The following is a 26,642-nucleotide window of genomic DNA, read 5'->3' on the forward strand; positions in this document are numbered from 1 at the left end:
TCAATCGATGTCGAATTTCACGCCCTGCGCCAAAGGCAGGGTGCGGCCGTAGTTCAGCGTGTTGGTGGCACGGCGCATATAGGCACGCCAGGCATCCGAACCCGATTCGCGGCCGCCGCCGGTTTCCTTCTCGCCACCGAATGCGCCGCCGATTTCCGCGCCCGAAGGACCGATATTGACATTGGCGATGCCGCAATCCGAGCCCTGCGAGGAGACGAACGTTTCCGCCTCGCGCATGTCGTTGGTGAAGATCGAGGAAGAGAGACCCTGCGGCACGTCATTGTGCAGGGCAATCGCGTCGTTGAAATCGGAATATCGGATCACATAAAGGATCGGCGCAAAGGTTTCGTCTTTTACCGGACCCGTCTGGCCCGGCATTTCAACGATGGCCGGTCGCACGTAATAGGCGTTCGCCGCATCGTCGGAGAGAACCCGCTCGCCGCCCGAAATTTTTCCGCCGGCGCTACGTGCTGCATCGAGTGCTGCCTGCATCTTCTCGAAAGCAGCCTTATCGATCAGCGGGCCGACGAGATTGCCTGCTGTCAGCGGGCTGCCGATCGTGACAGACTGGTAGGCCTTGATCAGGCGCGGCACCAGCTGGTCGTAAACGCTGTCATGCACGAACAGGCGACGCAGCGTCGTGCAGCGCTGGCCGGCAGTGCCCATGGCGGAGAAGGCAACGCCGCGCAGCGTCAGGTCGAGATCGGCGGTCGGGGTGACGATTGCGGCATTGTTGCCGCCGAGTTCGAGGATCGAGCGGCCAAACCGCTGTGCCACGCGCGGGCCAACGATACGGCCCATGGCGGTGGAGCCGGTGGCGGAAATCAGCGGCACCTTCTCATGGTCGACCAGCACTTCGCCGATTTCGCGGCCGCCGATCAGAAGCGTCGAAAGGTTTTCCGGCGCCTCGTAACCGGCATCGCGATAGCGTTTGACGGCCTTTTCGAAGATCGCCTGGGTGGCAAGCGCGGTCAGCGGTGTTTTTTCCGAAGGTTTCCAGACGGTGGAATTGCCACAGACCAGCGCCAGCGCCGAATTCCACGACCAGACCGCGACCGGAAAGTTGAAGGCGGAAATGATGCCAACGACGCCGAGCGGATGCCAGGTCTCCATCATCCGGTGGTCGGCGCGCTCGGTGGCGATGGTCAGGCCATAAAGCTGGCGCGACAGGCCGACGGCGAAATCGCAGATGTCGATCATCTCCTGCACTTCACCGAGACCTTCCGATGTCACCTTGCCGACTTCGATGGACACGAGCTGGCCCAGCGCATCCTTGGCGGCGCGCAGTTCCTCGCCGAGAAGGCGGATCAGTTCGCCGCGCTTGGGGCCGGGCACCTTGCGCCAGCTAAGAAATGCCGTCTGGGCTTTCTCGATCGCAGCCTTTGCGTCGTCAGCGGAATGTTCCGGCAGCGCGCCGATCTGCTTGCCGGTGACGGGAGAGCGAACGGCCAGGGTGCCGCCCTTGTAGCGGGAGGTTGCCACGCCGAGATCGGCAAGAATGCGGTCCACGTCGGCGGCGAGGTCGAGTGCGGCAAGGGTCATGTCGGTCTCCAGTTTTTGCGCTCCCCTTAAGATGAAGCGTCGTGATTGCGTGCAATGTACAAGTGGCGACGGCAGAGGCAATCGCGGTGAGGGATATTTGTTATCCGGTCAAAACCGTTCGCCGGCCAAATGGGCGATCTGCGCGCCCGCTTCGTAATAGGCTTCCTTCAGCGGGCGCAGCGATGGCAATTTCGGATCGCTGACCGGCAGCGGCATGTCCGCTTCGGGCAGGCGTCCCAGAATATGCTCGGCGAGAATCTTGCCGAATGTCGTGCCCGGCGCGATGCCGCGGCCGTTGTAACCACAAAAACCGATAGCATTGCGATCAAACCTGTGCAGGCGCGGCAGGGCATTGTCGGTCATGCCGATCTGGCCATACCATTCCGCCTCGAATTCGACCTCGCCGAGCTGCGGAAACAGTCGCGCCAACGATCGTTTCGCCCATTTTTTATGGATGCCGGTGCCCGTGCCGCGCAGCGCGCCGACGCTGCCGAACACCAGCCGACCGCCCCGATCCATGCGGAAGGAGGAGAGGATCTCCTTCGTGTCCCAGCAGCCCTCGCGGCCAGGCATAATGGTGCGCAGAAGATTGTCGGAAAGCGGTCGTGTCGCCAGATTGAAATAGGGCAGGTGCACCTGCTCTTCGCGGGTCACGGCCCATGGCCCGATGCTGTAGGCATCAGTGGCGACGATCACCCAATCCGCCGAAATTTTTCCCTGCGCGGTGCGCACGACATGCTTTCCGGCGCTCTTTTCAGCCGAGATCACAGCGCTGCCGGTAAACAATCTTGCGCCTGCCTTGACCGCCGCATGCGCCAGACCGCGCGCATAGGCCAGCGGCTGCAGCGTGCCGGCCCGCATGTCCAGAAGCGCACCGGCATAGGCGCTGCTTCCGACACGTCGTTCCGTTTCCGTGGCGTCGAGGATGGATACCGGTGCACCACGGCTCTGCCATTGGCGGGCGCGCTCCTCCAGTTCCTTCAAGCCGTCCGCACCCACGGCCAGATGCAGCGTGCCGTTTTCGACAAGCTCGCAGTCGATGTCATGTTTCCTGATCGTTTCCCGCACCAGCGCCGGGCCATTGCCCAAAAGGGTCAGTGCGCGTTCGCCGTAGACCGGCCCAAGCTCTTTTGGAAAATCATCGGGCATCACCCACATGCCGGCATTGATCAGCCCGACATTGCGTCCGGCTCCGCCAAAACCGATCTCGGTCGCTTCCAGTACGACGACGTTTGTGCCCGCCTCGGCCAGATGCAACGCCGCTGACAAGCCCGTATAACCGCCCCCCACGATCACCACATCCGCTGTCCCAGCGCCTTCAAGGCGCACCGTCACCGGCGCTGTCGGAGCCGTCTTTTCCCAAAGGCCGTGCGAACGTGGATTGTCGAGCATGATGCGATATCCGGATGGCGCGATATCCTTAATCTTTACAGCGGCACGTGAACGGTGAATATCGACATGTTCTCAACAGGTCATTCGCTGGAGGAATGACATGCTGCCGCCAAGGCGCTTTTTTCCGTCCTTTTCACTGCTCATCGCGTTTGAAGCGGCTGCCCGCACCAGCAGCGTCACGGCCGCCGCCCGCGAACTCGGCCTCACCCAGAGCGCCGTCAGTCGCCAGATCGCCGCGCTCGAAGGCCAGCTGGGGGCAGCACTTTTCCTGCGCGAACGCCAGACGATCCGGCTGACGCTCGCCGGCGACACCTATGCACGTGAGGTGCGGGAAGCCTTGCGGCGCATATCCAGCGCCTCGCTCAATCTGCGCGCCAACCCTTCCGGCGGCACGCTCAATCTCGCGGTCCTGCCGTTTTTCGGCACGCGCTGGCTCACACCGCGCATCGGTCGTTTTTCGGAAAAACATCCGGGCATGATGGTCAACCTGATCACCCGGCTGGAGCCTTTCGATTTTCGGTTCGACACGCTCGATGCGGCCATCCATTTCGGCGAGCCGCGCTGGCCGGGTGCCGATCTCACCTTCCTTCTGCAGGAAGACGTGATCCCCGTCTGTAGCCCGGATTTCAAGCTGCGGCGGGCGCTGACCGGGCCGGCTGACGTGCTGCGCGCGCCGCTTCTGCATCTCAATACGCGGCCGGATGCCTGGGAAACATGGTTTGCCAGTCGCGCCACGCCGTTCGATGCCCTGCACGGCATGTTGTTCGATCAGTTCGCGCCGATGGTGGAGGCGGCCGTGGCCGGGCTTGGGGCGGCGCTTCTGCCGCGTTTCCTGATCGGCCGCGAACTCGATCAGGGGCTTCTCGTGCCGGCCATCGAAAATGGCGGCGTGGAAACCGGCGGTTATCACCTCGCCTGTCCGCCGGATCGTGTCTCGTATCCGCCGCTCGCGGCTTTTAGAGCATGGCTGCTGGAAGAGGTTGCCGCTGATACAAAGATACGGGATCGCTTGCGAACGGAGGCCTGATCGGCCAATAGTCGGACATTCAATCCTTGGCCGCTTGAATGCGGCCTGACCTATGGGACGTTTTTGATGAAACCGATTTTCGTGCAATTGCGCTGCACTCCCGGCAAGACCTATGAGGTTGCCGATGCCATCTACAAGACCGAACTGGTCTCGGAGCTTTATTCCACCAGCGGTGACTGGGATCTTCTGGCCAAGGTCTATCTGCCGGAAGGCGAGGAGATCGGCCGTTTCGTCAATGAAAAGATCGCCTGCATTCCGGGCATCGAGCGTTCGCTGACGACGATGACCTTCACCGCGTTCTGATTCGGCCAAAGCGAATCTGATCCAACAAAAAAGCCGCCCAACATGGAGCGGCTTTTATTGTTTTCGGCCGGCTTTGCGGCGTTTTCGACAATATGGATCGATCATGCCTGACAAGATCATACATGGACCGGGTTTGCGGCGCGCGAACGGGCCAGGTGATCATGAATGGCGAGCTTCACCTCGTCGGCAGAGCCGAAACGCTGCTCGTCCAGGTCGATGACGTGAAACTTCACGGCGATGAACTTCAACCGGTTGTCATCCGGCACGACGATCCCGACGGGCTCGCCGCCGTATTCTATAACTTGCTTTCGCATGGGCAGGCTCCAGCAGATACCGCGACATGAGGGCGGCACTGCGAAATGACTTAATTCAGAAAACCGAGGGTACTTGAGAACCGTAGACGGTGATCGTCACATTCGACAGCGCGGAGAGGAGACGCATTCCACGCGTTTAAGTCGACGCACGCCCGGTTTAAGAGTGGCGTTGACGCAGGTCATAATAATCATGTCACTCTCCCTTTCTGGCGTTGCGTTAGGATCAAACTGGAATCAAAAATTCCAGTATCGAATCTTCTCTACGACGAAACTCATCTTCGATCAACGAAAATCAATTTAGCTAGAATATTTTTCTTTATGATGACAGGATCACGGCAAGTTTGTGAAATCTCATTCGCAAAATCGCCGTTTCTGACAACTCAAATTAAATAGTAATCACCGTCTCGTCGGACAAGGGATCGGTCCGACCATTCTCATCACGATCGTTCACGCTGATGTTTTCATTGGTTTTTTCTTCTTGGGCGTACCGTTCAACCAGAATGCCGGACAGGGTTTTCGCAAGTTTTTCCGCTGCGGCGTGATCGAGCCAAAGCGGCGGGCGTAAAATCAGGCGGCTTGGATCATCGATATCAGGTGTCATAAAGCCGCGTTTTTGAAGGGCACGCGCCACGGATTCGGCGTCGCCTCCGGTAAGGGCCAGATCGATGACAAGGCCTTCGCCGCCAATGGTGATGCCGTGCTCGCTTGCCAGCGGCTCCAGCAGCGTTCGCAGATGCTCACCCACCAGCTGGGCGTTTTCCTGCAGGCCGTCATCGCGCAGGGCGGCAAGGGCGGCGGCTGCCACGGCATAATCGACGGCATCAGTCGCAGCGGTGATGTTTTCGCCGAGGGGCATGCCAGGATCGCTACGGGTTATCAGAGCGGCAAGCGGCTTTCCGGGCAAAATGCTGCCGGTTACCAGAATGTCGGGCAGGGTCTCTTCCCGTTCGAACTGCCAGATATGCCGGCCGGTGCGGCCAAAACCCGTCAGCCTTTCGTCGGCAATGCGCAGGGCGGGTGCAGGTTCCTGCGCAATTCCGTCCTCCAGCCCTTCTTCCATATCGAAAAAGCCTGGCTGGCGGTCATCGCCGCGCAGCAGGTTCTGCGCCAGTTCCATCATCTCGCGTTCCGGGCCGATGGCGACAATCACATCCAGTCCCTGCGGCAGGGTTTTCAGCAATTCGTCGCGAAACCGTTGTTCGGCGGCGGAAACGGCAGGGCCCGCCAGCAGCGACCATTGGCGGTAAGCGGCTTCTGCTAGCGCCGGGTGTCCATAACCGACAATGCCGGCGGCTCCGGAAAGGTCGGTGACGGCGCGGCCGATGCCGTCATAAAGGTTGGCGCGCCAGCCGCGCACCGATTGGCCGATTTTGGGCGTCGGTGCATCGATGTCTATACCCAACAGTTGCGAAGGAGAGGGGCAGAGCCTGCGCCATGCGCCCGCCCGCGATGGCGTCGTGAACAGAGGCGGCACGATCTCCTCGTTGCGGCACAAGCGGATACGCAAGCCACCGACGGAACCTTCGGCACCGGCCACGGAACCGATCGCATCTTCTGCAAACAGCGCCATGCCCTCGGTTAGCGGGCAGACCAGGCCCTCGAGGTAAAGTGTTGCATCGCGACCCACGAGAACCAACTGCTGGCCGACCTCCTTCAGCATGCCGCCGAACGGCGCCACCACCACACTGCCGGCCGGCACGCAGATATCCACATGCAGGGCGTAATTGTCGGCCTCGCCACCATCCTGACCGACGCTGCGGGAAAACCGGTATTCGCCATACCGGGTGGCGCCCATATGCGTTTCCCAGGAAACCCGCGCCAGGAGACGCCAGTCGATTTCCGGGTCGGTCCAGTTGCCGTCGATCAGAAGCGGGCTGTCGATGCCGAGATCGACGAGGCGGATCTGCTCGACATCGATTTCCGGCAGCAGCCGGCAAATATCTTCCGAAAGGACCGTAGGATTGCCGGCATCAAAACCGGTCGCATCGAAAATGGCGGCTTCCATCAGCGCCGGGTGAACGCCGGTCGTCACGGCAAACACTTTTTTACCGGCGTGGTCTTCAGAGGCGGCAATCGCACCGGCTTCGCCATCCACGGCGGCTGCGGCAATAGCCTCATGCTCTGCCTGCGCGGCCAGCACGCAGGCGCGCGCGACAATCAGCGGCCACAGGGCCCGCAATTCCGGCTCGCTGAGCGGATAGGTATCGTGAAAGGCGCGCACGGCCGGCAGGATGTCGAACGGGTCATTGCCGCCATGGGCGATCAGATCGGCACAGGTGACCGCAAGCGCGGCCGCCAGCCAGCCGCGCACCACGGCTGCCACATCGGTAATCCCCTCGGGTCGCCAGATGCCGTCTTCCGTCACCCGGCCGCTCATGCGGGCGATTGTCAGGTCGTGATGCACCGGCTGGATACGCAGCATCGGGCCAAGCGGCTGCACCTGCCGAAGTGCCGTCACCAGAACCTTGGCAATCGGATCGCGCACCGCATGATCGCTGACACCGCTCAAAAGCCGCAGCACCACCGGCCCGGCATGGCGCAGGTCGGTATCGACCGAGCGTTCCAGTCCCGGTTCATCGAAATCGGAGAGGCTTTTTGCCATTTCGCCGGCCAGGCGGCCGATGCCCGCCATATCCTCGGCATCGAGAACGTGGGTTTCCGGCAGTCTGCTCACATCGTGAAGAGTAATGAGGCGCACGGCCTCGCCGCTTTCACCGCCCTCGCTGGCCAATGCCACCACATCCTGCCCGTCCTGCGTGGTTACCGCTTCCGGTGCATCGGGCGCATCCGCCTGCCGGGCAAGGTGCCGCAATATCTGTGCTTCCAGCGCCAGTTCCCTTGCATGCTCGGCACTTGCCAGATCCAGCCGATAACGCATGTGGCCGTTATCGATCACATAGGCTTGCGGTTCGCCATCGATGGGTTCGGCATGACCGGACAGGCCGTAATGGTCTCGAAGAATCTGTTCGATCGCCGTTGAAGGCGTGTCTTCGTCCGTGCGCTGAGGTGGGGGAAACGTCTCGGCAGAAAGGTCGGACATTCAACTCTCCGAAGGGTACTCCATGATAAGATTAGCGCAGTCTTCGCTCACGTCCATAGGCTGCACTTCATCCTTGTTGTTGCAGCGCTTTTACACGCCGGGCCAACGCCGGATCCGGTAAGCCGCAAAACCTAAAGCTGTCGCGTAAAGTTTAAGCATTTATGCATGTAAACAGGCTAGGATTTTCTGTGATGGCAGACATGCGGTGATCGGTTTTTCGGGCTGACACCTCATGGTGCGCATCTCAAAAATCGTTCCATAGCCTGCGCGGCCAAGCGGATTGACTTGTATGACCCTTCCCCTGGTTCTGCCGCGCTCCGCTGCCATGCCGCTCACCTTTGCCGGCACGGTCGGTCTCTACACCCCGCCCGCTGAAAATGCCTCGCCGGTCGATCTCGCGGTTCTTTTCGCCAGTCCCTGGGGACTGGAGGAAATGTGCACGCGCAAATTCTGGCGCGTCCTTTCGGAAAAGTTCGCCGATCGCGGCATTGCTAGCCTGCGTTTCGATTATCCCGATACCGGCGATGCACTGGATGGCGCGTGCGATCTGCAGGGCCTTTCCGCATGGACCCAGAACCTGCTTCAGGCGGCCACCGAACTTCGCCACCTGTCCGGCTGCAGCAAAATCATCGTCGTCTCGCAGGGGCTCGGTGCTGTCGTCGCCGCTGAAGCGGCTCCGCTTTTGCCGGATACCGAAGCAATCGCCTTTCTGGCCCCGGTCACATCCGGCCGCATGCATCTGCGCGAACTGGCATTGTGGTCCAGGGTCGTGGATGAAAATCTCGGCCTTTCCGAAGAACAGCGGCTGAAGGAGGGTGTCTCGATCGCCTCCCTGATCATGCCGTCTGCGGTGGCGCAGGATGTTCGCAAGGCCGACCTTCTGAGCCTCAAAAGCGTGCCGGCCTGCCATTGTCTCGTCGTGGAACGGCCGGATCGCCCGGCAGATGCCGCTTTTGCCGCGCAGCTGAAAACACTCGGCGCAAACGTCACGCGCCAAAATTTCGAGGGGTATGACCGGCTGGTGTCCAATCCGCTGGCGGCAAGGGCCGCGCCATCCGTCATTGAAAATCTGCTCGATTGGGTCGTTTCACTGCCCTCGGCGCAGATCCTGCTATCCGGTACGCCCGCCCTGCCGGTGCCGAGCGCGCCGTTGGTCGGAGACGTTTTTTGCGAAACCCCGCTGCGCTTCGGCCAATATCGGCGCCTGTCCGGCATGTTGTGCGAACCGCAGGGCGAGCGTCAGGGCGCCACGGTGGTGTTCGTCTCATCCGCCTATGACCGACATTGCGGCTGGGGCCGGGCCACGCTTTATCTTGCCCGCGAACTGGCGCGTTTCGGCATAAGCTCGCTGCGTTTCGATACCGCCAATGCCGGCGATAGCCCGCCGAGGCCAGGCGAACCGGAACAGGTGCTTTATGGCTCAGGCCAGAATCTCGACCTGCAGGAAGCGATCAACTTCCTCCAGTCTCTCGATACACGACCCGTCATCGCGGCCGGGCGCTGCAGCGGGGCCTATCTCGCCATGCAATGCGCCGAGATCGACAGCCGGATCACCGGCGTCGTTGCCGTCAATATCGCCACGTTCCGATGGAAAACTGGTCGCTCGGTGGAAGAAGCCGTCAACAATGCTGGCCGCAGCCTTGGCGAATATGGCGCGCGCGCGCTGCGGCTGGAGACCGTGAAACGCCTTTTGCGCGGCGAAATACATGTCGTCAGCGCACTCTCTCATATCGGCAAAAGTCTGGCTGGTCGTATCCGCAACCGCGCGCTTGGCGTGGTCCGCTTCTGGCTGCCGCATGGCCGCTCGGTACAGACGCTGTTTCGCCATCTGCAGGCGGAAAACAAGCCGGTGGCGCTGCTTTACAGCGAAAACGATTATGGGCTTGAAGAGTTCGATTATTATTTTGGCCAGGGCGGTGGCCGGCTTGCCGGTTTTGACAATGTTTCGGTGACGATGATCCCTGCCGCCGACCACAATCTCACACCGGCTTATGCCCGTGAAACCTACCTGTCGGCGGTTCGCCATATGGCCCTGCAGATTGGGCAGGCGCCGCAATCGACCGCAGATCGGCCGGATATACTGCATAACTCCTGACGCGCAGCATCGTCAGAAGCGGATCAGATGGTCGTTCCCCAGTGAGCCGATCGATCCGCTCGGCAGATTGTTCGAATCAGCATCCGTCAAAGGCACCAGTTCCACCTGTTTCACGGCACCGGGCGCCAAATGAAAGCCGGTTTCCGCCGCCCGAAATCCCTCGACGCTGATCGAAACCGATTGTGCCAGACGATCGGCTGAAAGCTGCAGCACCCAGCCGCCATCCTCACCCTTCACTAGGCTTGCCTCGATCACTCCTGCATGCAGAGCGCGTGTCCGCCCCAGCGGAAAATGAAAGGCTTCGGCGATGATCTCACCGCTCGCCGCATCCTTCAGCCGCGCCACGGTCACATCATGCGAGGGCGGGCCAAAACGATAGGCATAGGTCGTGTCGAAAAAGGCGCCGAACAGGTCAGTCGCGGCCAGTGTCACGCCGTGGCGCGCATCAAGCGTTATCGCCCTGTTGCCGCTGACCACCACTTGGCGCCCATCACGAAGACAGGCAAGTTCCACCAATACGTCCCGTGCAACGGCGCTGTCATTGAGGATATGAACATCAAGGCCATTGGTGCCCTCGTCGGACATCACGATCTGCACCGGCCGAAACGCCCGTTTCAGCGCATGCCAGGTCGATTTCGGCCGGCCCGTCGCATCGATCACGCCCCAGCCGGCGCCGGGCAACAAATCCTGCAAGGTCCAGACCAAGGCACCATGGCAAGTGGACCCCGGCCGTCGCCATTCGGCAAAGCTCGCCTCCATCACTTCGGCCGTCGCGGCGCGCGAAAAGGCGAGGTAGCGCTGAGGGTCTTCATAACGCAGTCTTGCCGGCTCGAACCCGTAGAGTTCCTGCAGATAATGTTCGCGCACATCCTCGAAATCCCAGGAGACACCGGCATCGCGCGGTACGCGGGCCTTCCAGCGCGGGTCATGCGAGGGCGGCACCGGCAGATCTCGTTCCAGCGTATCCGCATCCGGCACGTTGGAAAAAGCCAGGCATTCGGCGGCAAAGCGCACATTGGCGCGGCGCGCATCGTCAAGCGGCCGGCAATAGGCACCGACGCCGTAATAGTGGGCTACGCCGGCATGGGGGAAAAACGGCAGCGCTCCGCCGCTCGGCGAGTTTTCCACGTAAGGCGTATCGATGCGTCCGTCGCGGCACAGTCCGGCCAGAGTGTCGGTCGCTAGCGAACCTTTCCAGATGCGCTCCGGCAAGCCCATCATCGCGCCCTGCTGAAACATCTCGCTTCCGCCGCACAGGATCGCTAGCGATGGCGAGGCCGAGGTAAGCTTCAGAAATTGTTCGACTTCCGTTTTCACGTGAATCAACAGGGCTTCATTATTAGCCGGGTAATCGAAATTGGCGAACATCAGGTCCTGCCAGACCATGATGCCCAGTTCGTCGCAAAGCTTGAAGAATTCCGCGGTCTCGTAAGCCGCAATACCGGGAATGCGGATCATGTTCATGCCCGCTTCCGCCGCCAGTTTCAGCCACGGTTCGTAATCCGCTCGCCCTCCGGGCAAAGACACGATATCGGCAGAGGTCCAGACGGCGCCTCGGCAAAAAATGTCTGTGCCATTCACGCGAATGGCAAAATTATTGCCATCGGCTCCTCGATCGATTTCGATCCGCCGAAAACCGGTACGGCCGATGAGTTGTTCGCCGGTATCATTCTTGACAATCACATCATGCAGAACCGGTTCGCCATGGATCAGTGGCCACCATGGTTTTACATCCGGCAAAAGCAGTTCTGCGCGCATCTGCCCATCCGTAAGGGCGAAGTCGGTTTCATGTCCCGCACAGAAAAGTCGCAGGTTTGCGCTTGCAGACTCGGCGGCAAATGAAACGGTCAGGAGCCCGGTGCCATCCTCTCGCAGCGTTGCATGGATGGCAAAATCCCGCAGTTCATCAGCGCGCACAAGCGAGATCGCGCGCCATGGCCCCACCGCCACCACATCCGGGCACCATCCGGGCATGAAACCCAACGCCGTGGTGCGCAGTAAACGCAGGCCTTGCGAACGCATCATGCGGGGCCGCCAGCGGGCGCGCGGTCCGGTTTTGCTCAAATGCGGGCCGATGGCGCGAAAGCAGATCGACACACGGTCGAAACCGGTCAGCATCACCGGCACATCATGCGCTTCGAACATGCTGCCGGAAGCGAGGATCAGGACATCGTTCAGATAAACTTCGGCGACGGTCGCCAGGCCGGAAAACCGCAATATGGCCTCGCCACTTTCGCCTGCCAGATCGAGCCGGTACCACGCATCAATATGTTCCAGCGAGGTCGGAATGCCGGCATCGAAACGCCCGGCCGCGCGCAAGGCTGATGCCACGGTGCCCGGCACGGATGCGGTGATTGTTTCGGCATGGTCGGGAATATTGCCGGGCGCGGCATAAGCACCGGCATCGCTTAACGTCAGCGTCCAGCCATCACCCAGAAAATCTTCGCTGCTCATTCCGCCATCCCCATTCCCGCGCCACCTGTCAGGGATGGTTTTAGGCGGCCTCGCGCGCGCCGCCAAGCTCTGTCGAAAGTCCCGTCATCAGCAGGTCCCAGGCCTCGGCTGCCGGATCGAGCGCCGTAGCCAGCGGTTCAAATTTTTTCCGCGCCAGTGCCCGCGCCAGCAGGAATTGCGAGGATTTCGCCGTCTCGGCGATCTTTTCCGCATGGACTGCCAGTTCGCCTCGATCCAACCAGATCAGGTGCGAAGCCAGCAGTTCAAAATTGGCGCCCATCTGCCGCAGCGTATTGAATGCGTATTTGTGAAAAAACGCGAATTCGCGCTCGGCCAGCGTTTTCGCCTGAGCCGGAAACACATTTGCAAACGCGCGCACCGGATTGTTGACCGGCCGGCGCGCAAAATGCCGACGCAAAAGCCGTTCTGCCTCATTGCGGATCGTGCTCATATCGGGCCTTCCAGCCGGAAATTTCGCAAACTCCGTATAGGGCAGGAAAGGCGGATCGTTTGCCGTCAGGTGATGCTGAAAGATCCCGTCGAAATCCTTGCCGGAGAGCGAGAAAAAGCCGCCATTGTGAAAATAGTCCATGCTTCTGCCGGCCAGATCGAGCCGGTTGATCGCGACAGTCGTTTTGCCGTGTTCTGTGCCATAGGTCAGACCACGTGTGTCGGGCAGATAAAAACTGTCCATCTCGAGAAGGCAGAGCCGTCCGCGAGAAATCTGCTCCAGCACATGGTTTTCCGGCCCGCCAAAAATTGCCAGTTCGGTGACGCGGATGCCGTAGAGCGTTTCGAGATCTTCCAGCGGCACCTTGAAAAAGGTCATCTGGTCGCCTTCGAAATCCTGAGTCAGGGTGAAACCCAGCATCGCTTCCGGCGGCAGGCCGGCAGCGGAGAGCACCTCGATCCACAGATCGACATAACAATTGGTTTCCGGCCAGATGCGGTCAACCGCATGCAGTGCATGTGGCTGGTAGGTGGCCGGGTCGATCTGCGGAAAAACGGCGGTCATCTCAGCCCCAGAGCGTGGCACGGACGTTTTCCGGCCATTCGTTGACATCAAGGCCATGCGTATGGAACAGCGCCAGCGCGATGCGCTCCAGCCCGAAACCGACGCAGGCGGTATGCGCCACGCTGCCGTCTTCCAGGTTCAACCCCCATTTGGTGCCAAAACTATCTTGATGGTAGTTGAAGCTCATGCAGGCGGTCGGGTTTGATGTCGAGGTGATCGGGATCAGCAGTTCGAATTTCAGATTCTGGTCCCGCTGATTGTTGACCATCATTTTTCCCGCACGACCAAAGAATGGGTCGTTGGCCACGTCGATGGTCACATCCAGCCCCACGGCCTTCATCATCTCGACGCCACGGTCCATCCAGCTCTGGCGGAAATCGGTGACATGCTGTTCCGTACCCATGCAAACGTACTCGCGCATGCGGAAAAGCTGCTGGCGGGCCGGGTCCTTGGAAGGCTCGTGGCGGAAACAGTAGCTCTGCAGGTCATAAAGTGCGCCCTTGGCCGAAATCTTTCCGCGCCGTGCGACGGTCGGGTAAAGCGGATAGCAGGCGGCCGGCGTCAACACGATGTCGGTGGCTTGCTGGTCCTTGGTCCAGTCTTCCTCGCCCACTTCCATGCATTTCAACAGGCTCATATGGTCGAGCTCGCTGCCGCAGAAGGAATGCACGGTGCCGGCCAGCTGCGGAAAACTTTTCATGTAGCCGCTTTGTTCGAAAAAGGCGCGGTTCATGCCCGGCGGAAAGCGCATCGCTTCGGCGCCGTCAGCACCGCCCACCTTGTCGATCAGCCGTTCGAAGGCGGCAATCACCTCTTCGAACTGGCCGCTGCGGCCATAAAGCCCATCGACACCGGTATCGATCAGCAGGCCGGCATCGAACAGCCGGTCGAGAAAGGAGGTCTGCATATCCATCACGTCACCCCTGAGGAAAAGGAAAAATGGTCTCGGATTTCAGCCCAGCAGGCTGAAATCCGGTTTCTGCACCAGAAGCATGGTCGATGAGTTGGCAAGGATACGGTCGTTGGAAATCATCAGCTGCGCCGAATGGGCGTCACGCAGATGCCGGCCCAGACTATAGGGTGTGCCGTTCTTGTAACCCATGATGCCGCAGATCAGCATCGCCTTGTTGATGATATCGAGGATCGTCTGCGAAGAGGCGATCTTGATATTGTTCATGGCGATCGCAAAGCTCATCGAAGATAGTTTTTCACCATCTGCCTTGGCATCTTCATAGGTCCGGATACCGGAAAGCAGGTTGGATTTCACCAACTGCAAAAGGTTGGAGGCTTCGGCCAGATGCAGCGCACCGGGCGGAACCTGACCGGCCGATTTGCGCGCCGCGGCACGGACAAAGGACTGGGCCCGCGAAACCGCATCGGTGGCGATACCGAACCACACACCGCTCCACAGAAGGTGGCAGGTGGCCAGCATGGATTGCGCGGCGATCTCGGCAAAAGGCTTTTGGAAAACCTGTTCGGCCGGCGCCTCGCCCTTGAACAAAAAACCATCCGAGCAGGTGCCGCGCATGCCAAGCGTATCCCAGACATGGGTCTGTTCCAGCGTATACTGGCCCTTGCGGAACACCGTCATCACCTGGTCGCTCGGGGCGGCATCGGCATTGGCGCGCGAAGTGATCAGAATGGCGTCGGCCTGCGATCCGTAGGAAATCACGGTCGCGTCCTTCTCCAGCCGGCAGGTCGCGCCGTCGATCTCGATCGCGCAGATCGAATTGCGCAGGTTGCCGCCGATCCCGCCTTCGGTCGTGGCAGATCCCAGCAGCAGCTGGCGTCCCGCCACTTCCTGCATGAAACCCAGATGCCATTGGCTCTCTTCACCGTGCTCCACCAGGCTTGAAAGCTTGATGTGGTGCATGGCAAAAATCATCGCGCTCGAGGCGCAGGCTTGGCCGAGGATCGAGCAGACTTCGGCGATTTCCAGAAGCGAAGCGCTTTCGCCGCCATGGGCTGACGGCACCTGAATGCCGAGCAGCCGCTCGGCCTTCATGGCATCGACGGCCTCTTTCGGAAAACGGCCTTCCGCGTCGACCGTGTCTGAAAATTCTGCTGCGACTGCCGCCACGCGTTGCGCGCGGGTGGCAAGCGTATTGTCGGTGGCGAGTGCAGCGAAAGACATCAGGCTGCCTCGCGGCTCTTGATGATCTGCGCCACGGTTTCCTCGATCGCCTTGATGCTGGCGAAGGATTTGCGGTTCAGCAGGCTGTCGGGAAATTCGATATCGAAGCTTTCCTCGATTGCCAGCATCACCTGTACGGATGCGAAAGAGGAAAGGCCGGCGGCATAAAGGTCCGCATCATCGGCGATTTCAGTCACCGGCACCGGCAGGCCGCCGACACGGCCCAGCAGTTCGCGAATAGTCTCGTTCATCTCGACATCTCCCACGCATTCAATTGTTCATCGATTGATGCTTGGGTTTTAACGAAGAGAGCCTAAGGAACGGCAAAGTTATTTAGTGAAATCTTGGATGCGGGATTCTGTAGAATTTGAGGGACTGAGGCGCCGAGCTTAGGCATCACCGCCTTGCGGGGGATAGCTATGTGTCTCACCGCGAAAATCGCTCACTGAATAACAGCCGCCCTCACGCCGGGCAGCATTCTCGCCGATCACCGCCTTGCCATGGCCGCCGGGAATGTCCAGCACATAGGTCGGCTGGCACAGACCGGAAATATTTCCGCGCAAAGCGGATACGATCTTTTGGCCCTCCTCGATATCGAGGCGGAAATGGCCGGTGCCGGGCGCCAGGTCGGGGTGGTGCAGGTAGTAGGGTTTGATCCGCGTTTCGACAAATGCCTTCATCAGGTCGGAAAGCACGGCCGGATCGTCGTTGACGCCTTTCAGCAGCACGGTCTGGCTCACCATCGGAAAACCGGCATCCACCAGCCGGGCGCAGGCGGCACGCGCGTCCGGCGTCATTTCGCGGGCATGGTTGGCATGCAGCGCCACGTAAACCACCTTGCCGCTTTCCTTCAGCGCATCGATCATGGCGGTATCGATCCGGTCGGGTTCGACCACGGGCACACGCGTATGAAAACGCAGGATTTTCACATGGTCGATCTCCGCCAGTCCGCGCATGATCACCGCCAGCCGGCGGGGCGACAGCACCAACGGGTCGCCGCCGGTGAGAATCACCTCCCAGATCTGGTCGTTGGCGCGGATGTAGTCGAGCGCCGCCTTGAGTTCGTCGGGTGCCAGCGTGCCATCGCCCTGCGGTCCCACCATTTCACGGCGAAAACAGAAACGGCAATAGACCGGGCAGACATGCACCGCCTTCAGCAGCACCCGGTCAGGATAACGGTGCACGATGCCTTTGACAGGGCTGTGGGCCGCATCGCCGATCGGATCTTCGCGTTCTTGCTGGCTCGTCACCAGTTCCGCTGTGCTGGGCACGTACTGGCGGGCGATCGGATCGTTTTCGTCAGCGCGGTCGATCAGCGAAACGACGGTCGGCGTCAACGCAATCGCGTACTGATCCGCAACCGCGCGAACATCTTCCAGCCTGCCGATTTCGATCAGGCCTGCGGAAACCAGTTCCTCGGGGGTTTTTATTGAACGCGCGGCGGTCACGAACAAGTCTCCGCAACCGGGGCCCACATCACCTGGTCGACACGTGTCGCGCCGGTCGCCAGCATGGCCAGCCGGTCGAAGCCGAGGGCTGCGCCGCTGGCATCCGGCATCACGGCAAGGGCGTCGAGAAAATCCTCGTCGATCGGGTAGGTTTCACCATAGATGCGCGCCTTTTCCACCATCTCGATCTCGAAACGGCGGCGCTGTTCGCCGGCATCGGTCAGTTCGCCAAAGGCATTGGCCAGTTCCACGCCGCAGGCATAAAGCTCGAACCGTTCGGCCACGCGCGGATCGCGCGGCGAGGGGCGGGCAAGGGCTGCTTCCGAAACCGGGTATTCGCACAGAATGGTGGCGCGGCCATTGCCCAGATGCGGTTCGATCTTTTCGACCAGCACCTTGCTGAACAGATCGGCCCAGCTGTCATCATTGGACACACGCAAACCGACACGCAGGAGTTCTACGGCCAGCGTGTCGCGGTGGTTTTCACCACTTGCCGAAATCGAAGAGAGAAGATCAATACCGGCGAAACGCTGGAAAGCCTCCGCCAGAGTCACCCGTTCCGGCTCGGCAAAGGGGTCGCACTCCATGCCGCGAAAGGCAAACTTTTTGGTGCCCGTCGTTTCGGCTGCCAGTTTCAGCATGTCGGCGCAATCGGCCATCAACTGCTCATAGCTCTCGCCGACGCGATACCATTCCAGCATGGTGAATTCAGGATGGTGCAGCGGCCCACGCTCGCGGTTGCGGTACACATGCGCGAAGGTAAAAATGCGCTCCTCACCGGCGGAAAGCAGCTTTTTGGCAGCAAATTCGGGCGATGTGTGCAGGTAAAGCGGGCTGGCTTTTCCGTCGATCGTCAGCGCTTCAGTCGCAAAGGCATGCAGATGCGCTTCGTTGCCGGGAGAGACCTGCAGCGTTGCCGTATCGACCTCGAGAAAATCCTGGCCACCGAAAAACTGGCGCAATGCCGTCTGTACCCGGTTGCGGCCCATCAGGAAGGGACGACGGTCGGCATGGACGCTTTTTGTCCACCAGGGAGACGTGGAGGCTGCACTGCGGGTCATGGTTGTTTCTCTTCGCCGCAGCTCACGCCCACGAAGGGCTGGCTATTTGGCGGATTTTGCGTTAGTTGCGCGGCCAAGGAAACCTGAAAAGCATCACTACGGCCTCATTGCCTGTCCTCTACGACGTGGCCGGCCGAGTTACAAGGAAGTCTTATGGTCAAGGTCATCGCCTCTTCGGTCCGCAAGGGCAACGTCATCGACGTCGACGGCAAGCTCTACGTCGTTCTCACGGCTGAAAACTTTCACCCGGGCAAGGGCACGCCGGTCACCCAGGTCAACATGCGCCGCATCGTTGACGGCGTGAAGGTGTCGGAGCGCTGGCGCACGACCGAGCAGGTCGAGCGCGCCTTCGTTGAAGACGTCAACCACCAGTTCCTCTACGAGGATGGCGAAGGTTTCCACTTCATGAACCCGGAAAACTACGATCAGGTCGTGGTGGATGCCGATACGATGGGCGATCAGAAGGCCTATCTTCAGGAAGGCATGACCTGCATCCTGTCGATCCACGAAGGCAACCCGCTGGCGATCGAACTGCCGCGTCACGTCATCCTCGAAATCACCGAGACAGAACCGGTCGTCAAAGGCCAGACGGCTTCGTCCTCCTACAAGCCGGCCATGCTCTCCAACGGCATCCGCACCTCGGTTCCGCCCCATATCGATGCCGGCACCCGCGTCGTCATCGCGACGGAAGACAATTCCTACGTAGAGCGCGCCAAGAACTGATCGGCGCTTCCGTAACGGACGAGAAAAAAGGCCCCGCAACCGAGTTGCGGGGCCTTTTCGTTTGGAATGAAGGAAAGGCGCGAAATCGCGCCGCCCTTATTTCTTCAGCGACTTTGCCGCGTAAATGGTCGGGCCCTTGGCATCGACCGGAGCCTTGCCGTAGGCGTAACCGCCACCCATCGCCACGCTCAGCGATACATAATCCTGCGCCATCTGGCGGATGGCCTGTGCAAGGCTTGTCTGGGCATCGGAAACATTGCGCTGGGCATCGAGAACGTCGAGCAGCGAGGATGCACCGTCGCGGTAGCTTGCCGTTGCCAGCGTCAAGGCTTCCTGGCTGGAAGCAACCGTTGCGCGGTTCGCAGCAACAGTGCGGCTGGCGCGGGTGACTGCTGCAAGAGCGTTTTCAACTTCTTCGACAGCATTGAGAACCGTCTGTTTCCAGGCGAGATAGGCTTCGCGCGCCTGTGATTCCGTGGCCGAAAGGTTGGCACGCAACTGACCACCGTCGAAGATCGGCAGGTTCAGAGTCGGGCCAAATCCCCATGACAGGAGATGGCTGTCTCCACCGCCGTTGCGGCGGGTGTAGGATGGCGAGATCGAACCGCTGAGGCTGATGCTCGGATAGAGATTGGCTTCGGCGACGCCGATATTGGCGACGGCGGACGCAAGCTGGCGTTCCGCCGCACGAATGTCCGGACGGTTGCGGACAAGATCGGCAGGGACGCCGGCGCGTGCGTTGAAGCGGGCAACCGGCTGGCGGGCACCCTTCTGCAATTCGCCGAGCAGCGACGATGCCGGCATGCCAAGCAGGGTTGCAACGCGATGTGCGGCCTGACGGTACTGGGTCTCGAGGCCCGGAATTGTGGCCAGCGTGGTGTTTACCAGGCTTTCCGACTGCACGACGTCGAGGCGTGAAGCGGCACCCGCGTCCAGCTGCAGCCTCGTCAGAGACAGCGTTTCATTGCGTGACTTCAGGTTTGCGCGGGCAAGCGCAATGCTTTCCTGGTAATAACGAACGTCGATATAGGCCGCCGCGACCTGCGACAGCAGCGATAGGCGCGCTGTATCGACGGCAGCATCGGCTGCACCGAGCTGGGCGATCGCGGCTTCTTTCGAGCGGCGATAAAGGCCGAAGAAGTCAAGCAGCCAGGACCCCTGCAGGCCAGCGCTGACAGTCGTCGATGGGACGGACTGAGGAATCGTGCCGCGATAGCCTTTTGTGCCCGACCGGTTAACCTCGCTGTTGAGTGTAAGCGAGGGCAAGCCGCCGGCACCGGCGGAGATCACATCGGCTTCCGCCTGATTGATGCGTTCCATGGCCTGCAGGATGTCGAGGTTCTGGTCGAGGCCCTGTTTGACATAGCCGTTGAGGCGCGTGTCGTTGAATGCCATCCACCACTGGTCGGTGCTGATGTCGCCGTTGCTCCTAGCGCTGCCTTCGGCGAATTTCGACGGAAGCGTTATTTCAGGCGCGGAGTGGTCGGGGCCGACGACACATCCGGACAGCAGAAGCATGACCAGGGGAGCTGCTGCGCGTATGGAAACCATGTGTTTTTCCTAATCTAACGAACCTTGGGGCTTCCTGTCGATCCATCCCGCTTCGCTTGCTCAGCGCGCTTGACGCAACAACTTTTCGCCGATTCAAAATCACTGCGTTAATTGACGGTTTTTTTACCTCTTGATAACCGCCGGACGATCACAAAAAGCGATGGCACGAAGAAAATTCCAAGGAGTGTTGCAGAAAGCATACCCCCGAGAACCCCAATGCCGATTGCATTCTGTGCAGCAGAGCCTGCACCACTGGCAATTGCCAGCGGAACAACGCCGAGAATGAAAGCGAGAGAGGTCATGATGATCGGCCTCAAACGCAATTTCGCAGCCTCAAGTGTGGATTCAAGCAGGCCCATTCCAGTCTCCTGCCTGTCTTTCGCAAATTCCACGATCAGGATCGCATTTTTTGCCGCAAGGCCGATCGTCGTCAGAAGGCCGACCTTGAAATAGACGTCGTTCGATTGACCGAGGAGATCGGCGGCTCCGACGGCGCCGAGAACACCGACAGGCACCGCAAGAATGACCGAGAAGGGGATCGACCAGCTTTCATAAAGGGCCGCCAGGCACAGGAAGACGATCAGGATCGACAAGGCGTAGAGCATGGGGGCCTGCGAACCGGAAAGCCGTTCCTGATAGGAAATGCCCTGCCATGCGACCGAGTAGCCACCGGGCAGTGCTTCAACCAGCCGTTCCATCTCGTCCATGGCCTCGCCGGTGCTGACACCGGGTCTGGACGCACCATCGAGCGAGATCGCACTGGTGCCGTTGTAACGGGCAAGCTGGGGCGTACCGCTCACCCAGTCCAGCTTGCTGAAACTGGAGAAGGGGACCATCTCGCCATTGGTGTTTCGGGCATACCAGTATTTGAGATCGGTCGGCTGCATGCGGAAAGGCGTGTCGCCCTGCACATAGACCGGTTTCAGCTCGTTGTTCAGCGTGAAATCGTTGACGTCACGGCCGGCAAAGATCGTCGCCAGCATGGAGTTGACGGCCGACAGATCGACGCCCATGGCCCCCAGTTTTTCCTGGTCAAGCAGGATTTTCAGCTGTGTTTCCGAACGTTGGCTGTTGGAGCGCAGCGAGCTGATATAGGCGTTGGTACCGGTTTCCTGGATCAACTGCTGGGACACACGGGTCAGCGCATCATTGCCATTATTGCCGCTGTCGACCAGATACATGGAGAAACCGGCCGAGTTGCCGAGGCCCTGAATGGCCGGCGGCAGAAGCGCAAACACCTGGGCATCGCGCAGTGTCAGGAAATGTGCCTGCGCACGGTGCATCACCTCGGCGGCAGATTGTCCTGCGCCGGTGCGCAGATCGAAATCCTTGAGCTTGGTGAAAACGATCGCGTTGTTCTGGCCGGTTCCGTTGAAGGAAAAGCCGAGCGCGCCAAAGACGGCGTCGACATTGTCCTTTTCCTGACCGAGATAGAATTGCTCGACCTGCTTGACCACTGCTTCCGTGCGTTCCGTGGTGGCTCCCACCGGCGTCTGGATGATCGTCATCAGCACGCCCTGGTCTTCCTGCGGCAGGAACGAGCTTGGCATGCGGGCAAACAGGAAGGCGCAGCCGCCGATAACGAGCGCGAACATCACCACCATGCGCAGCGGGCGTTTGAGAAGATAACCGACACTGCCGACATAACCATTGGTGGCGCGGTCAAAATTGCGGTTGAACCAGGCGCCGATGCCACGCTGTTTCTTGTGGTGGTCGATCGGCTTCAGCATCGTCGCGCAAAGCGCCGGCGTGAGCACGATGGCGACCACGGCGGACAAAAGCATGGCCGAAACAATGGTGATGGAGAACTGGCGGTAGATCACGCCGGTCGATCCGCCAAAAAATGCCATCGGAATGAACACGGCCGTCAGCACCAGTGCGATGCCGATAATGGCACCGGTGATCTCGCCCATGGATTTTTCCGTAGCCTCAAGCGGCGACAGGCCTTCCTCGTCCATGATGCGCTCGACATTTTCCACCACCACGATCGCGTCATCGACGAGAAGGCCGATGGCGAGCACCATGGCAAACATGGTGAGCGTATTGATGGAGTACCCTGTCAGGGCAAGAATACCGAATGTGCCGAGCAGAACCACCGGCACGGCGATCATCGGGATCAGCGTGGCGCGGAAATTCTGCAGAAAGACCAGAAGCACGACGAATACGAGAACGATCGCCTCGATCAGCGTATGCACGACCTTTTCGATCGACAGCTGCACGAAGGGTGTCGTGTCGTAAGGATACTGAATCTCGACGCCATCAGGCAGGCCAGCAGCCGCACGCGTCAACTGTCCCTTGACCAGCGCTGCCGTATCGATGGCATTGGCGCCGGTTGCAAGGTTCACGGCAAAGCCGGCCGATGGCAGGCCGTCATAGCGCGAGCTTCCACCATAACTTTCCTGGCCGATTTCCACACGTGCGACATCGCTCAGGCGAACATTTGCGCCATTCTGCTCGACTTTCAGGATGATTCGTTCGAAATCGTCCACCGTGGTCAGCTGGCTCTGCGCCGTCATGGTCACGGTCAACTGCTGGCCTTGCGCCACCGGCTGTGCGCCGAGTGAACCGACCGAAACCTGCGTGTTCTGTGCCTGGATGGCCGAGGTCACGTCGGCTGCGGTCAGCTGGTACTTGTTGAGCTTGAACGGATCGAGCCAGACCCGCATGGCGTAACCGGATCCGAAAACGTTGATGCTGCCGACACCTTCCAGGCGCTGCACCTGGTCCTCGATCGAGGTGGCGAACAGGTCGCCGAGATCGACCGAGCTACGTTTGCCGTCACGCGATACCAGCGCACCGACCATCAGAATGCTCGAGGTGGAGCGGGAAACGGAAATGCCTTGGCTCTGAACGACATCCGGCAGCTGCGACTGAACGAGCTGCAGCTTGTTCTGTACCTGCACCTGCGCGATATCCGGCAGGATCGAGTTGCCGAAGGTGAGCGTTACGGTGGAGCGGCCGGTCGAGGACGACGAGGTCATGTAGGTGAGATCGTCAAGGCCGGTCATGCCGTCCTCGATAATGCTGGTGACCGATTTTTCGACGGTTTCCGCGCTCGCACCGTTATAACTGGAGCTGATGCGCACGGTTGTCGGCGCAATGTCCGGATATTGCGAGATCGACAATGTGGTGATCGCGAGCGCGCCGCCCAGCATGATCACGATTGCGATTGCCCAGGCGAAAACCGGTCGCCGGATAAAGAACTTGGCCATTCAGATAACCTCAGGAACCGATATTTTCGGATGCAGGCAGGAGCGGAGCATCACTGCTTCGGCTGTGCGGGGGCGCCGGCTTCGATCACAAGGCCATCCTCACCCACGGTTGCCTCGACAGGTTTGACCGCGGCGCCATCGGCGATCCACTGAAAGCCGTCGACGATCAGCTTGTCGCCGTCATTGATGCCGGTATCGACAAGCCAGTTATTGCCCGAGACCTGCGCATTCTGGAAAAGTCGGGTCTCGACCTTGTTGTCGGCGGTCACAAATTTCGCCGAAAGTTCGCCTCGCGCATTTCGGGTGGCTGCCCGTTGCGGAAGAAGATAGCCGGCTTCCATTCCAAGCGTCACGGTCGCGCGCACATACATGCCCGGCAGAATGAGATTGTCGGGATTTTCGAACTGAGCACGGATCTGGTAGGTGCCGGTCGTCTCGCTGACGGCAAGCTCGGACATGTCGAGGCGGCCCGTCTTGTTGTAATCCGTACCGTCCTCCAGCGTCAGACGCATATCGGCCTGGTTGGGATTGCCCTTCAGCCGACCGGCGGCGATTGCGGCGCGCAATTCCAGAAGGTTGGTGCTGGATTCGGTCAGGTCGATATAGATCGGATCGAGTCGGCGCAGCGTCGTCAGCGCCGTTGTCTGGTTGGCGGTGACGATATTGCCGACATCAACCTTGGAAATATCGGTCACGCTGTCGAAGGGGGCCTTGATCTCGGTGTAATCGAGATTGATCTGCGCGGATTGCAGCGCAGCCTTTGCCTGCTCGACATCGGCCTGTGCCTGCAGCAGCGTCACCTTGGCATTGTCGAATTCGATCTGTGTGGCACCGCTATTGACCAGTCGCTCGTAGCGGTTGAAGTTCGCTTGTGCCGTTGGCACGCTTGCTTCGGCCTTGGCGAGGCTTGCCTTTGCTTCCGCAAGCGAAGCTGCATAGCTGCTGTCCTCGATCTTGTAGAGAAGATCGCCGGCCTTCACCTCGTTGCCTTCCTTGAAAACGACCTCCCTGATCATGCCTGCCACCTGCGGGCGGACTTCAGCGGTCTGGAAAGCGACCGCACGACCGGGCAGAACGCGGGTGATCGGCTGTTCCTGCCTTTTCATGATCACAACACTGACCGGTGATGGCGGCTTTTCGGCCGCGCTTCCGGTCTGGCCTGCCGTATTTCCGGAATCACTGCAGCCGGCAAGGACCAGCGGAATGGCGAAAAGCAAAAGGCTGCGGCGTTTCATGATGTCATCCGGAAGGCGTGGTTGCGGGTCCCACAGTTTGGCTGCGGGCGAACAATGATGGCATGGCAGAAAGGGTCGCGGAAGCGCGTTTCGTCCGTCGAAATGTTAAATTATCTTAACAAATTGGCGGTCTGCCATTTGCAAAGTGACGTAATGCAGTAATCGTCACTTTGCAAATGGATTTTGCAGTGCAGCGTTCACGAGTTCGGCAAGCCCGTCGCACCGATCATGCAGTTCTGCAAGGTCGGCATTGGCCAGAAGCACGGGATGAAGGATGCTTGCAAAAGCAGCGGACGCGCGCTGGCTTGCGGCGTGTGCGTCCTTGCAGTGATAGGTGCCTGCTGCCATGCCCTGGGCGATCAGGTCAGCAAAAAGATCCTCGATCTTTCGGCGATAAACCAGGGCGCTCGGCAGTTGGGCCTTTGAAACCATCAGGATCATCTCGAACAGATGCGGGTTCTCGCGAATGTCCTGAAGATGTGCTTCCATGATGTTGCAGGCGACCCGCGCCATGCGGGTCGGCGCCGGTGCCTGTTCGTCCAGTGTCGCCAACCGGTCAACGAGATGGCGGATATGGCGTTCGCAAATCGCGTCTACAAGGACTGGTTTGGAATGAAAATGCTTGAAAATATTGGCAGGCGACATCGACAGCGCCTGGGCAATGTCGGCAATCGAGCACCCGGCAATGCCGCGTTCGCGAAACAGGGTTTCGGCCGCCTGCAAAATGTCTTCCCGGGTTTCTTCCGCCTTCCGCCTTGGCCTGCGCACGCTTATCCCTCTTCAGTCTTCGTCTGCTGCGAACGGATCAAGTCCTGTTCGGAAAATAACCTTTCAGGTTTTCCCGAACACGATCGAGAACCGGGCCATCGGTGTTGTCCGGCACAAAGGTCTGGCCGGTAATCATCTCATAGGCCATGCGATAAACCGCAGCCGTCTCTTCGATCAGTTCCTGCGGGATCGGCGGCAGGTCGTCCTTGTAGGGATCGCAACGCTCGACCACCCAGGCACGCACAAAATCCTTGTCGAAACTTCTCGGCCGCGAGCCGGTGCGAAATGCCTCGTCATAACTGTCGGCCATCCAGTAGCGGCTGCTGTCCGGCGTGTGGATCTCGTCAGCCAGAATGATCGTGCCGTTCTCGTCGGTGCCGAATTCGTATTTGGTGTCGACAAGGATCAGACCACGCTCAGCTGCAAGCTTCTGGCCGCGTGCAAACAGCGCCAGCGCATAGTCCGATAGTGTTTGCCACTGCTCTGCCGTCAACAGCCCGCGTTCGACAATTTCTGCCGGAGTGAGCGGTTCGTCGTGGCCCCCGTCAAAAGCCTTGCTGGTTGGTGTGATGACCGGTGTCGGCAGAGCCTGATTGTCGCGCAACCCGTCCGGGAGGTCGAGGCCGTACACCCGGCGTTCGCCTTTCTTGTAGAGCGTCAGCAGCGACGTGCCGGTCGTACCGGCAAGGTAACCACGCACCACGATCTCGACCGGCAGGATGTCGAGACGTTTTCCCACGACCACATTCGGATCGGGATAGGCGATCACGTGATTGGGGCAGATATCGGCCGTTGCCTCGAACCAGTAACGTGCTGTCTGGGTCAGCACATGGCCCTTGTCGGGGATGGAGGTGATGATCCGGTCGAACGCGCTCAGACGGTCGGTGGCGATGATGATGCGGCTACCATCGGCCAGATCGTAATTCTCGCGGACCTTGCCGTGATAGTGGTTCGGCAATTCGGGAATGAGAGCTTCGCTGAGAACACGCACGGGCAGGGCCTTCTGCAAGGTGGATGATGGCTCGCTATCGCATGTTTTTGCGCCCGGAGACAAGGATGCTGCAACATGCCTGATTTTTGCCACGCCTCGAGCACCACAGGTGCCTATATGTATATAATGTATGGAAGCACGCTCCAGAGAGTCAAAAAATCGATTAAATCATTTAATTTCATACACTTGTTCGATTTTTGTATTTTTATGAAATTGGACTGTTGACGTTTTCGGGTTGGTCCGCCTATAACCCGGTCACTGACGAGGGCGGCGGCGCTGCTGGCGACGAAGTTCTTGTCTCAAAAATCTTTAGAGAATTGGCGGAATGCTGATAGGG

Annotated in this window: 20 protein-coding genes; 4 read left to right on the forward strand and 16 right to left on the reverse strand. The window is 59.9% G+C overall.

All coding sequences use genetic code 11. The annotated features are described in order from the left end of the window. Entirely contained in the window at nucleotides 1–1,542 is a 1,542-nt protein-coding gene (gene amaB, locus J2T09_RS25365) for an L-piperidine-6-carboxylate dehydrogenase (RefSeq protein ID WP_306839866.1), read from the reverse strand. A 108-nt stretch (nucleotides 1,543–1,650) separates the two neighbouring features. Continuing rightward, nucleotides 1,651–2,934 (reverse strand): NAD(P)/FAD-dependent oxidoreductase, encoded by a 1,284-nt coding sequence (locus tag J2T09_RS25370; protein WP_306839867.1) that lies wholly within the window; start codon nucleotides 2,932–2,934, stop codon nucleotides 1,651–1,653. A gap of 100 nt (nucleotides 2,935–3,034) precedes the next feature. Between J2T09_RS25370 and J2T09_RS25375 the strand changes: the two genes are divergently transcribed. Both J2T09_RS25375 and J2T09_RS25380 read left to right on the forward strand, forming a co-directional pair. After that, nucleotides 3,035–3,961: a LysR family transcriptional regulator gene (locus J2T09_RS25375; protein ID WP_306839868.1), complete on the forward strand. Its 927-nt coding sequence runs from the start codon at nucleotides 3,035–3,037 to the stop codon at nucleotides 3,959–3,961. Between the two features lie 66 nt (nucleotides 3,962–4,027). Next, the gene (locus J2T09_RS25380) at nucleotides 4,028–4,264 is read left to right on the forward strand and encodes an Lrp/AsnC ligand binding domain-containing protein (RefSeq protein ID WP_153353411.1); all 237 of its coding nucleotides are present in this window, start codon (nucleotides 4,028–4,030) and stop codon (nucleotides 4,262–4,264) included. A gap of 116 nt (nucleotides 4,265–4,380) precedes the next feature. Here J2T09_RS25380 and J2T09_RS25385 read toward each other — a convergent pair whose 3' ends face one another. Both J2T09_RS25385 and J2T09_RS25390 read right to left on the reverse strand, forming a co-directional pair. Then, complete coding sequence (locus tag J2T09_RS25385) at nucleotides 4,381–4,578, reverse strand: hypothetical protein (protein WP_306839869.1); 198 nt, start codon at nucleotides 4,576–4,578, stop codon at nucleotides 4,381–4,383. 385 nt (nucleotides 4,579–4,963) lie between these two features. Next, nucleotides 4,964–7,618: an aminotransferase class III-fold pyridoxal phosphate-dependent enzyme gene (locus tag J2T09_RS25390; RefSeq protein ID WP_306839870.1), complete on the reverse strand. Its 2,655-nt coding sequence runs from the start codon at nucleotides 7,616–7,618 to the stop codon at nucleotides 4,964–4,966. Nucleotides 7,619–7,907: 289 nt separating this feature from the next. Between J2T09_RS25390 and J2T09_RS25395 the strand changes: the two genes are divergently transcribed. Then, nucleotides 7,908–9,713: an alpha/beta hydrolase gene (locus J2T09_RS25395; RefSeq protein WP_306839871.1), complete on the forward strand. Its 1,806-nt coding sequence runs from the start codon at nucleotides 7,908–7,910 to the stop codon at nucleotides 9,711–9,713. Nucleotides 9,714–9,725: 12 nt separating this feature from the next. Here the strand turns inward: J2T09_RS25395 and J2T09_RS25400 are convergent, their stop codons facing one another. The 7 genes from J2T09_RS25400 to epmA form a co-directional block, all read right to left on the reverse strand. After that, nucleotides 9,726–12,167 carry a glycosyl hydrolase 2 galactose-binding domain-containing protein gene (locus J2T09_RS25400; RefSeq protein WP_306839872.1) on the reverse strand — a complete coding sequence of 814 codons (2,442 nt, stop codon included), beginning with the start codon at nucleotides 12,165–12,167 and terminating at the stop codon, nucleotides 9,726–9,728. Between the two features lie 40 nt (nucleotides 12,168–12,207). After that, a complete protein-coding gene (locus J2T09_RS25405; protein ID WP_306839873.1) occupies nucleotides 12,208–13,182 on the reverse strand; it encodes a DUF1839 family protein in 975 nt (324 codons plus the stop codon). A 1-nt stretch (nucleotide 13,183) separates the two neighbouring features. Continuing rightward, nucleotides 13,184–14,095 carry an amino acid--[acyl-carrier-protein] ligase gene (locus tag J2T09_RS25410; protein ID WP_306839874.1) on the reverse strand — a complete coding sequence of 304 codons (912 nt, stop codon included), beginning with the start codon at nucleotides 14,093–14,095 and terminating at the stop codon, nucleotides 13,184–13,186. A 39-nt stretch (nucleotides 14,096–14,134) separates the two neighbouring features. Continuing rightward, nucleotides 14,135–15,316, reverse strand: a complete 1,182-nt coding sequence (locus J2T09_RS25415) for an acyl-CoA dehydrogenase family protein (protein ID WP_306839875.1) — start codon at nucleotides 15,314–15,316, stop codon at nucleotides 14,135–14,137. Then, a complete protein-coding gene (locus tag J2T09_RS25420; RefSeq protein WP_306839876.1) occupies nucleotides 15,316–15,567 on the reverse strand; it encodes an acyl carrier protein in 252 nt (83 codons plus the stop codon). The genes J2T09_RS25415 and J2T09_RS25420 overlap by 1 nt, the downstream gene beginning before the upstream one ends. 138 nt (nucleotides 15,568–15,705) lie before the next feature. Continuing rightward, nucleotides 15,706–16,764: a lysine-2,3-aminomutase-like protein gene (locus J2T09_RS25425; protein ID WP_306839877.1), complete on the reverse strand. Its 1,059-nt coding sequence runs from the start codon at nucleotides 16,762–16,764 to the stop codon at nucleotides 15,706–15,708. Next, the gene (epmA, locus tag J2T09_RS25430; protein WP_306839878.1) at nucleotides 16,761–17,825 is read right to left on the reverse strand and encodes an EF-P lysine aminoacylase EpmA; all 1,065 of its coding nucleotides are present in this window, start codon (nucleotides 17,823–17,825) and stop codon (nucleotides 16,761–16,763) included. Before epmA ends, J2T09_RS25425 begins: the two co-directional genes overlap by 4 nt. 153 nt (nucleotides 17,826–17,978) lie before the next feature. Between epmA and efp the strand changes: the two genes are divergently transcribed. Further along, nucleotides 17,979–18,548: an elongation factor P gene (gene efp, locus J2T09_RS25435; RefSeq protein ID WP_306839879.1), complete on the forward strand. Its 570-nt coding sequence runs from the start codon at nucleotides 17,979–17,981 to the stop codon at nucleotides 18,546–18,548. A 96-nt stretch (nucleotides 18,549–18,644) separates the two neighbouring features. Here efp and J2T09_RS25440 read toward each other — a convergent pair whose 3' ends face one another. The 5 genes from J2T09_RS25440 to J2T09_RS25460 all read right to left on the reverse strand — a co-directional run bounded on the left by J2T09_RS25440 (nucleotide 18,645) and on the right by J2T09_RS25460 (nucleotide 26,305). Continuing rightward, nucleotides 18,645–20,099 carry an efflux transporter outer membrane subunit gene (locus J2T09_RS25440; RefSeq protein ID WP_306839880.1) on the reverse strand — a complete coding sequence of 485 codons (1,455 nt, stop codon included), beginning with the start codon at nucleotides 20,097–20,099 and terminating at the stop codon, nucleotides 18,645–18,647. 107 nt (nucleotides 20,100–20,206) lie between these two features. Then, the gene (locus tag J2T09_RS25445) at nucleotides 20,207–23,311 is read right to left on the reverse strand and encodes an efflux RND transporter permease subunit (protein WP_306839881.1); all 3,105 of its coding nucleotides are present in this window, start codon (nucleotides 23,309–23,311) and stop codon (nucleotides 20,207–20,209) included. Between the two features lie 50 nt (nucleotides 23,312–23,361). After that, a complete protein-coding gene (locus J2T09_RS25450; RefSeq protein ID WP_306839882.1) occupies nucleotides 23,362–24,546 on the reverse strand; it encodes an efflux RND transporter periplasmic adaptor subunit in 1,185 nt (394 codons plus the stop codon). 165 nt (nucleotides 24,547–24,711) lie between these two features. After that, a complete protein-coding gene (locus tag J2T09_RS25455) occupies nucleotides 24,712–25,314 on the reverse strand; it encodes a TetR/AcrR family transcriptional regulator (protein ID WP_306839883.1) in 603 nt (200 codons plus the stop codon). A gap of 37 nt (nucleotides 25,315–25,351) precedes the next feature. Continuing rightward, complete coding sequence (locus tag J2T09_RS25460) at nucleotides 25,352–26,305, reverse strand: phosphoribosylaminoimidazolesuccinocarboxamide synthase (RefSeq protein WP_306839884.1); 954 nt, start codon at nucleotides 26,303–26,305, stop codon at nucleotides 25,352–25,354. Between the last annotated feature and the right edge of the window lie 337 nt (nucleotides 26,306–26,642).

This window comes from Neorhizobium huautlense, from assembly GCF_030811685.1.
In the GTDB taxonomy this organism is placed as follows: Bacteria; Pseudomonadota; Alphaproteobacteria; order Rhizobiales; family Rhizobiaceae; genus Neorhizobium; species Neorhizobium huautlense_A.

Coding starts and splice junctions, on each gene's coding strand:
- amaB (WP_306839866.1), bottom strand. CDS start 1,542: ATGACCCTTGCCGCACTCGACCTCGCCGCCGACGTGGACCGCATTCTT.
- J2T09_RS25370 (WP_306839867.1), bottom strand. CDS start 2,934: ATGCTCGACAATCCACGTTCGCACGGCCTTTGGGAAAAGACGGCTCCG.
- J2T09_RS25375 (WP_306839868.1), top strand. CDS start 3,035: ATGCTGCCGCCAAGGCGCTTTTTTCCGTCCTTTTCACTGCTCATCGCG.
- J2T09_RS25380 (WP_153353411.1), top strand. CDS start 4,028: ATGAAACCGATTTTCGTGCAATTGCGCTGCACTCCCGGCAAGACCTAT.
- J2T09_RS25385 (WP_306839869.1), bottom strand. CDS start 4,578: ATGCGAAAGCAAGTTATAGAATACGGCGGCGAGCCCGTCGGGATCGTC.
- J2T09_RS25390 (WP_306839870.1), bottom strand. CDS start 7,618: ATGTCCGACCTTTCTGCCGAGACGTTTCCCCCACCTCAGCGCACGGAC.
- J2T09_RS25395 (WP_306839871.1), top strand. CDS start 7,908: ATGACCCTTCCCCTGGTTCTGCCGCGCTCCGCTGCCATGCCGCTCACC.
- J2T09_RS25400 (WP_306839872.1), bottom strand. CDS start 12,167: ATGAGCAGCGAAGATTTTCTGGGTGATGGCTGGACGCTGACGTTAAGC.
- J2T09_RS25405 (WP_306839873.1), bottom strand. CDS start 13,182: ATGACCGCCGTTTTTCCGCAGATCGACCCGGCCACCTACCAGCCACAT.
- J2T09_RS25410 (WP_306839874.1), bottom strand. CDS start 14,095: ATGGATATGCAGACCTCCTTTCTCGACCGGCTGTTCGATGCCGGCCTG.
- J2T09_RS25415 (WP_306839875.1), bottom strand. CDS start 15,316: ATGTCTTTCGCTGCACTCGCCACCGACAATACGCTTGCCACCCGCGCG.
- J2T09_RS25420 (WP_306839876.1), bottom strand. CDS start 15,567: ATGAACGAGACTATTCGCGAACTGCTGGGCCGTGTCGGCGGCCTGCCG.
- epmA (WP_306839878.1), bottom strand. CDS start 17,825: ATGACCCGCAGTGCAGCCTCCACGTCTCCCTGGTGGACAAAAAGCGTC.
- efp (WP_306839879.1), top strand. CDS start 17,979: ATGGTCAAGGTCATCGCCTCTTCGGTCCGCAAGGGCAACGTCATCGAC.
- J2T09_RS25440 (WP_306839880.1), bottom strand. CDS start 20,099: ATGGTTTCCATACGCGCAGCAGCTCCCCTGGTCATGCTTCTGCTGTCC.
- J2T09_RS25445 (WP_306839881.1), bottom strand. CDS start 23,311: ATGGCCAAGTTCTTTATCCGGCGACCGGTTTTCGCCTGGGCAATCGCA.
- J2T09_RS25450 (WP_306839882.1), bottom strand. CDS start 24,546: ATGAAACGCCGCAGCCTTTTGCTTTTCGCCATTCCGCTGGTCCTTGCC.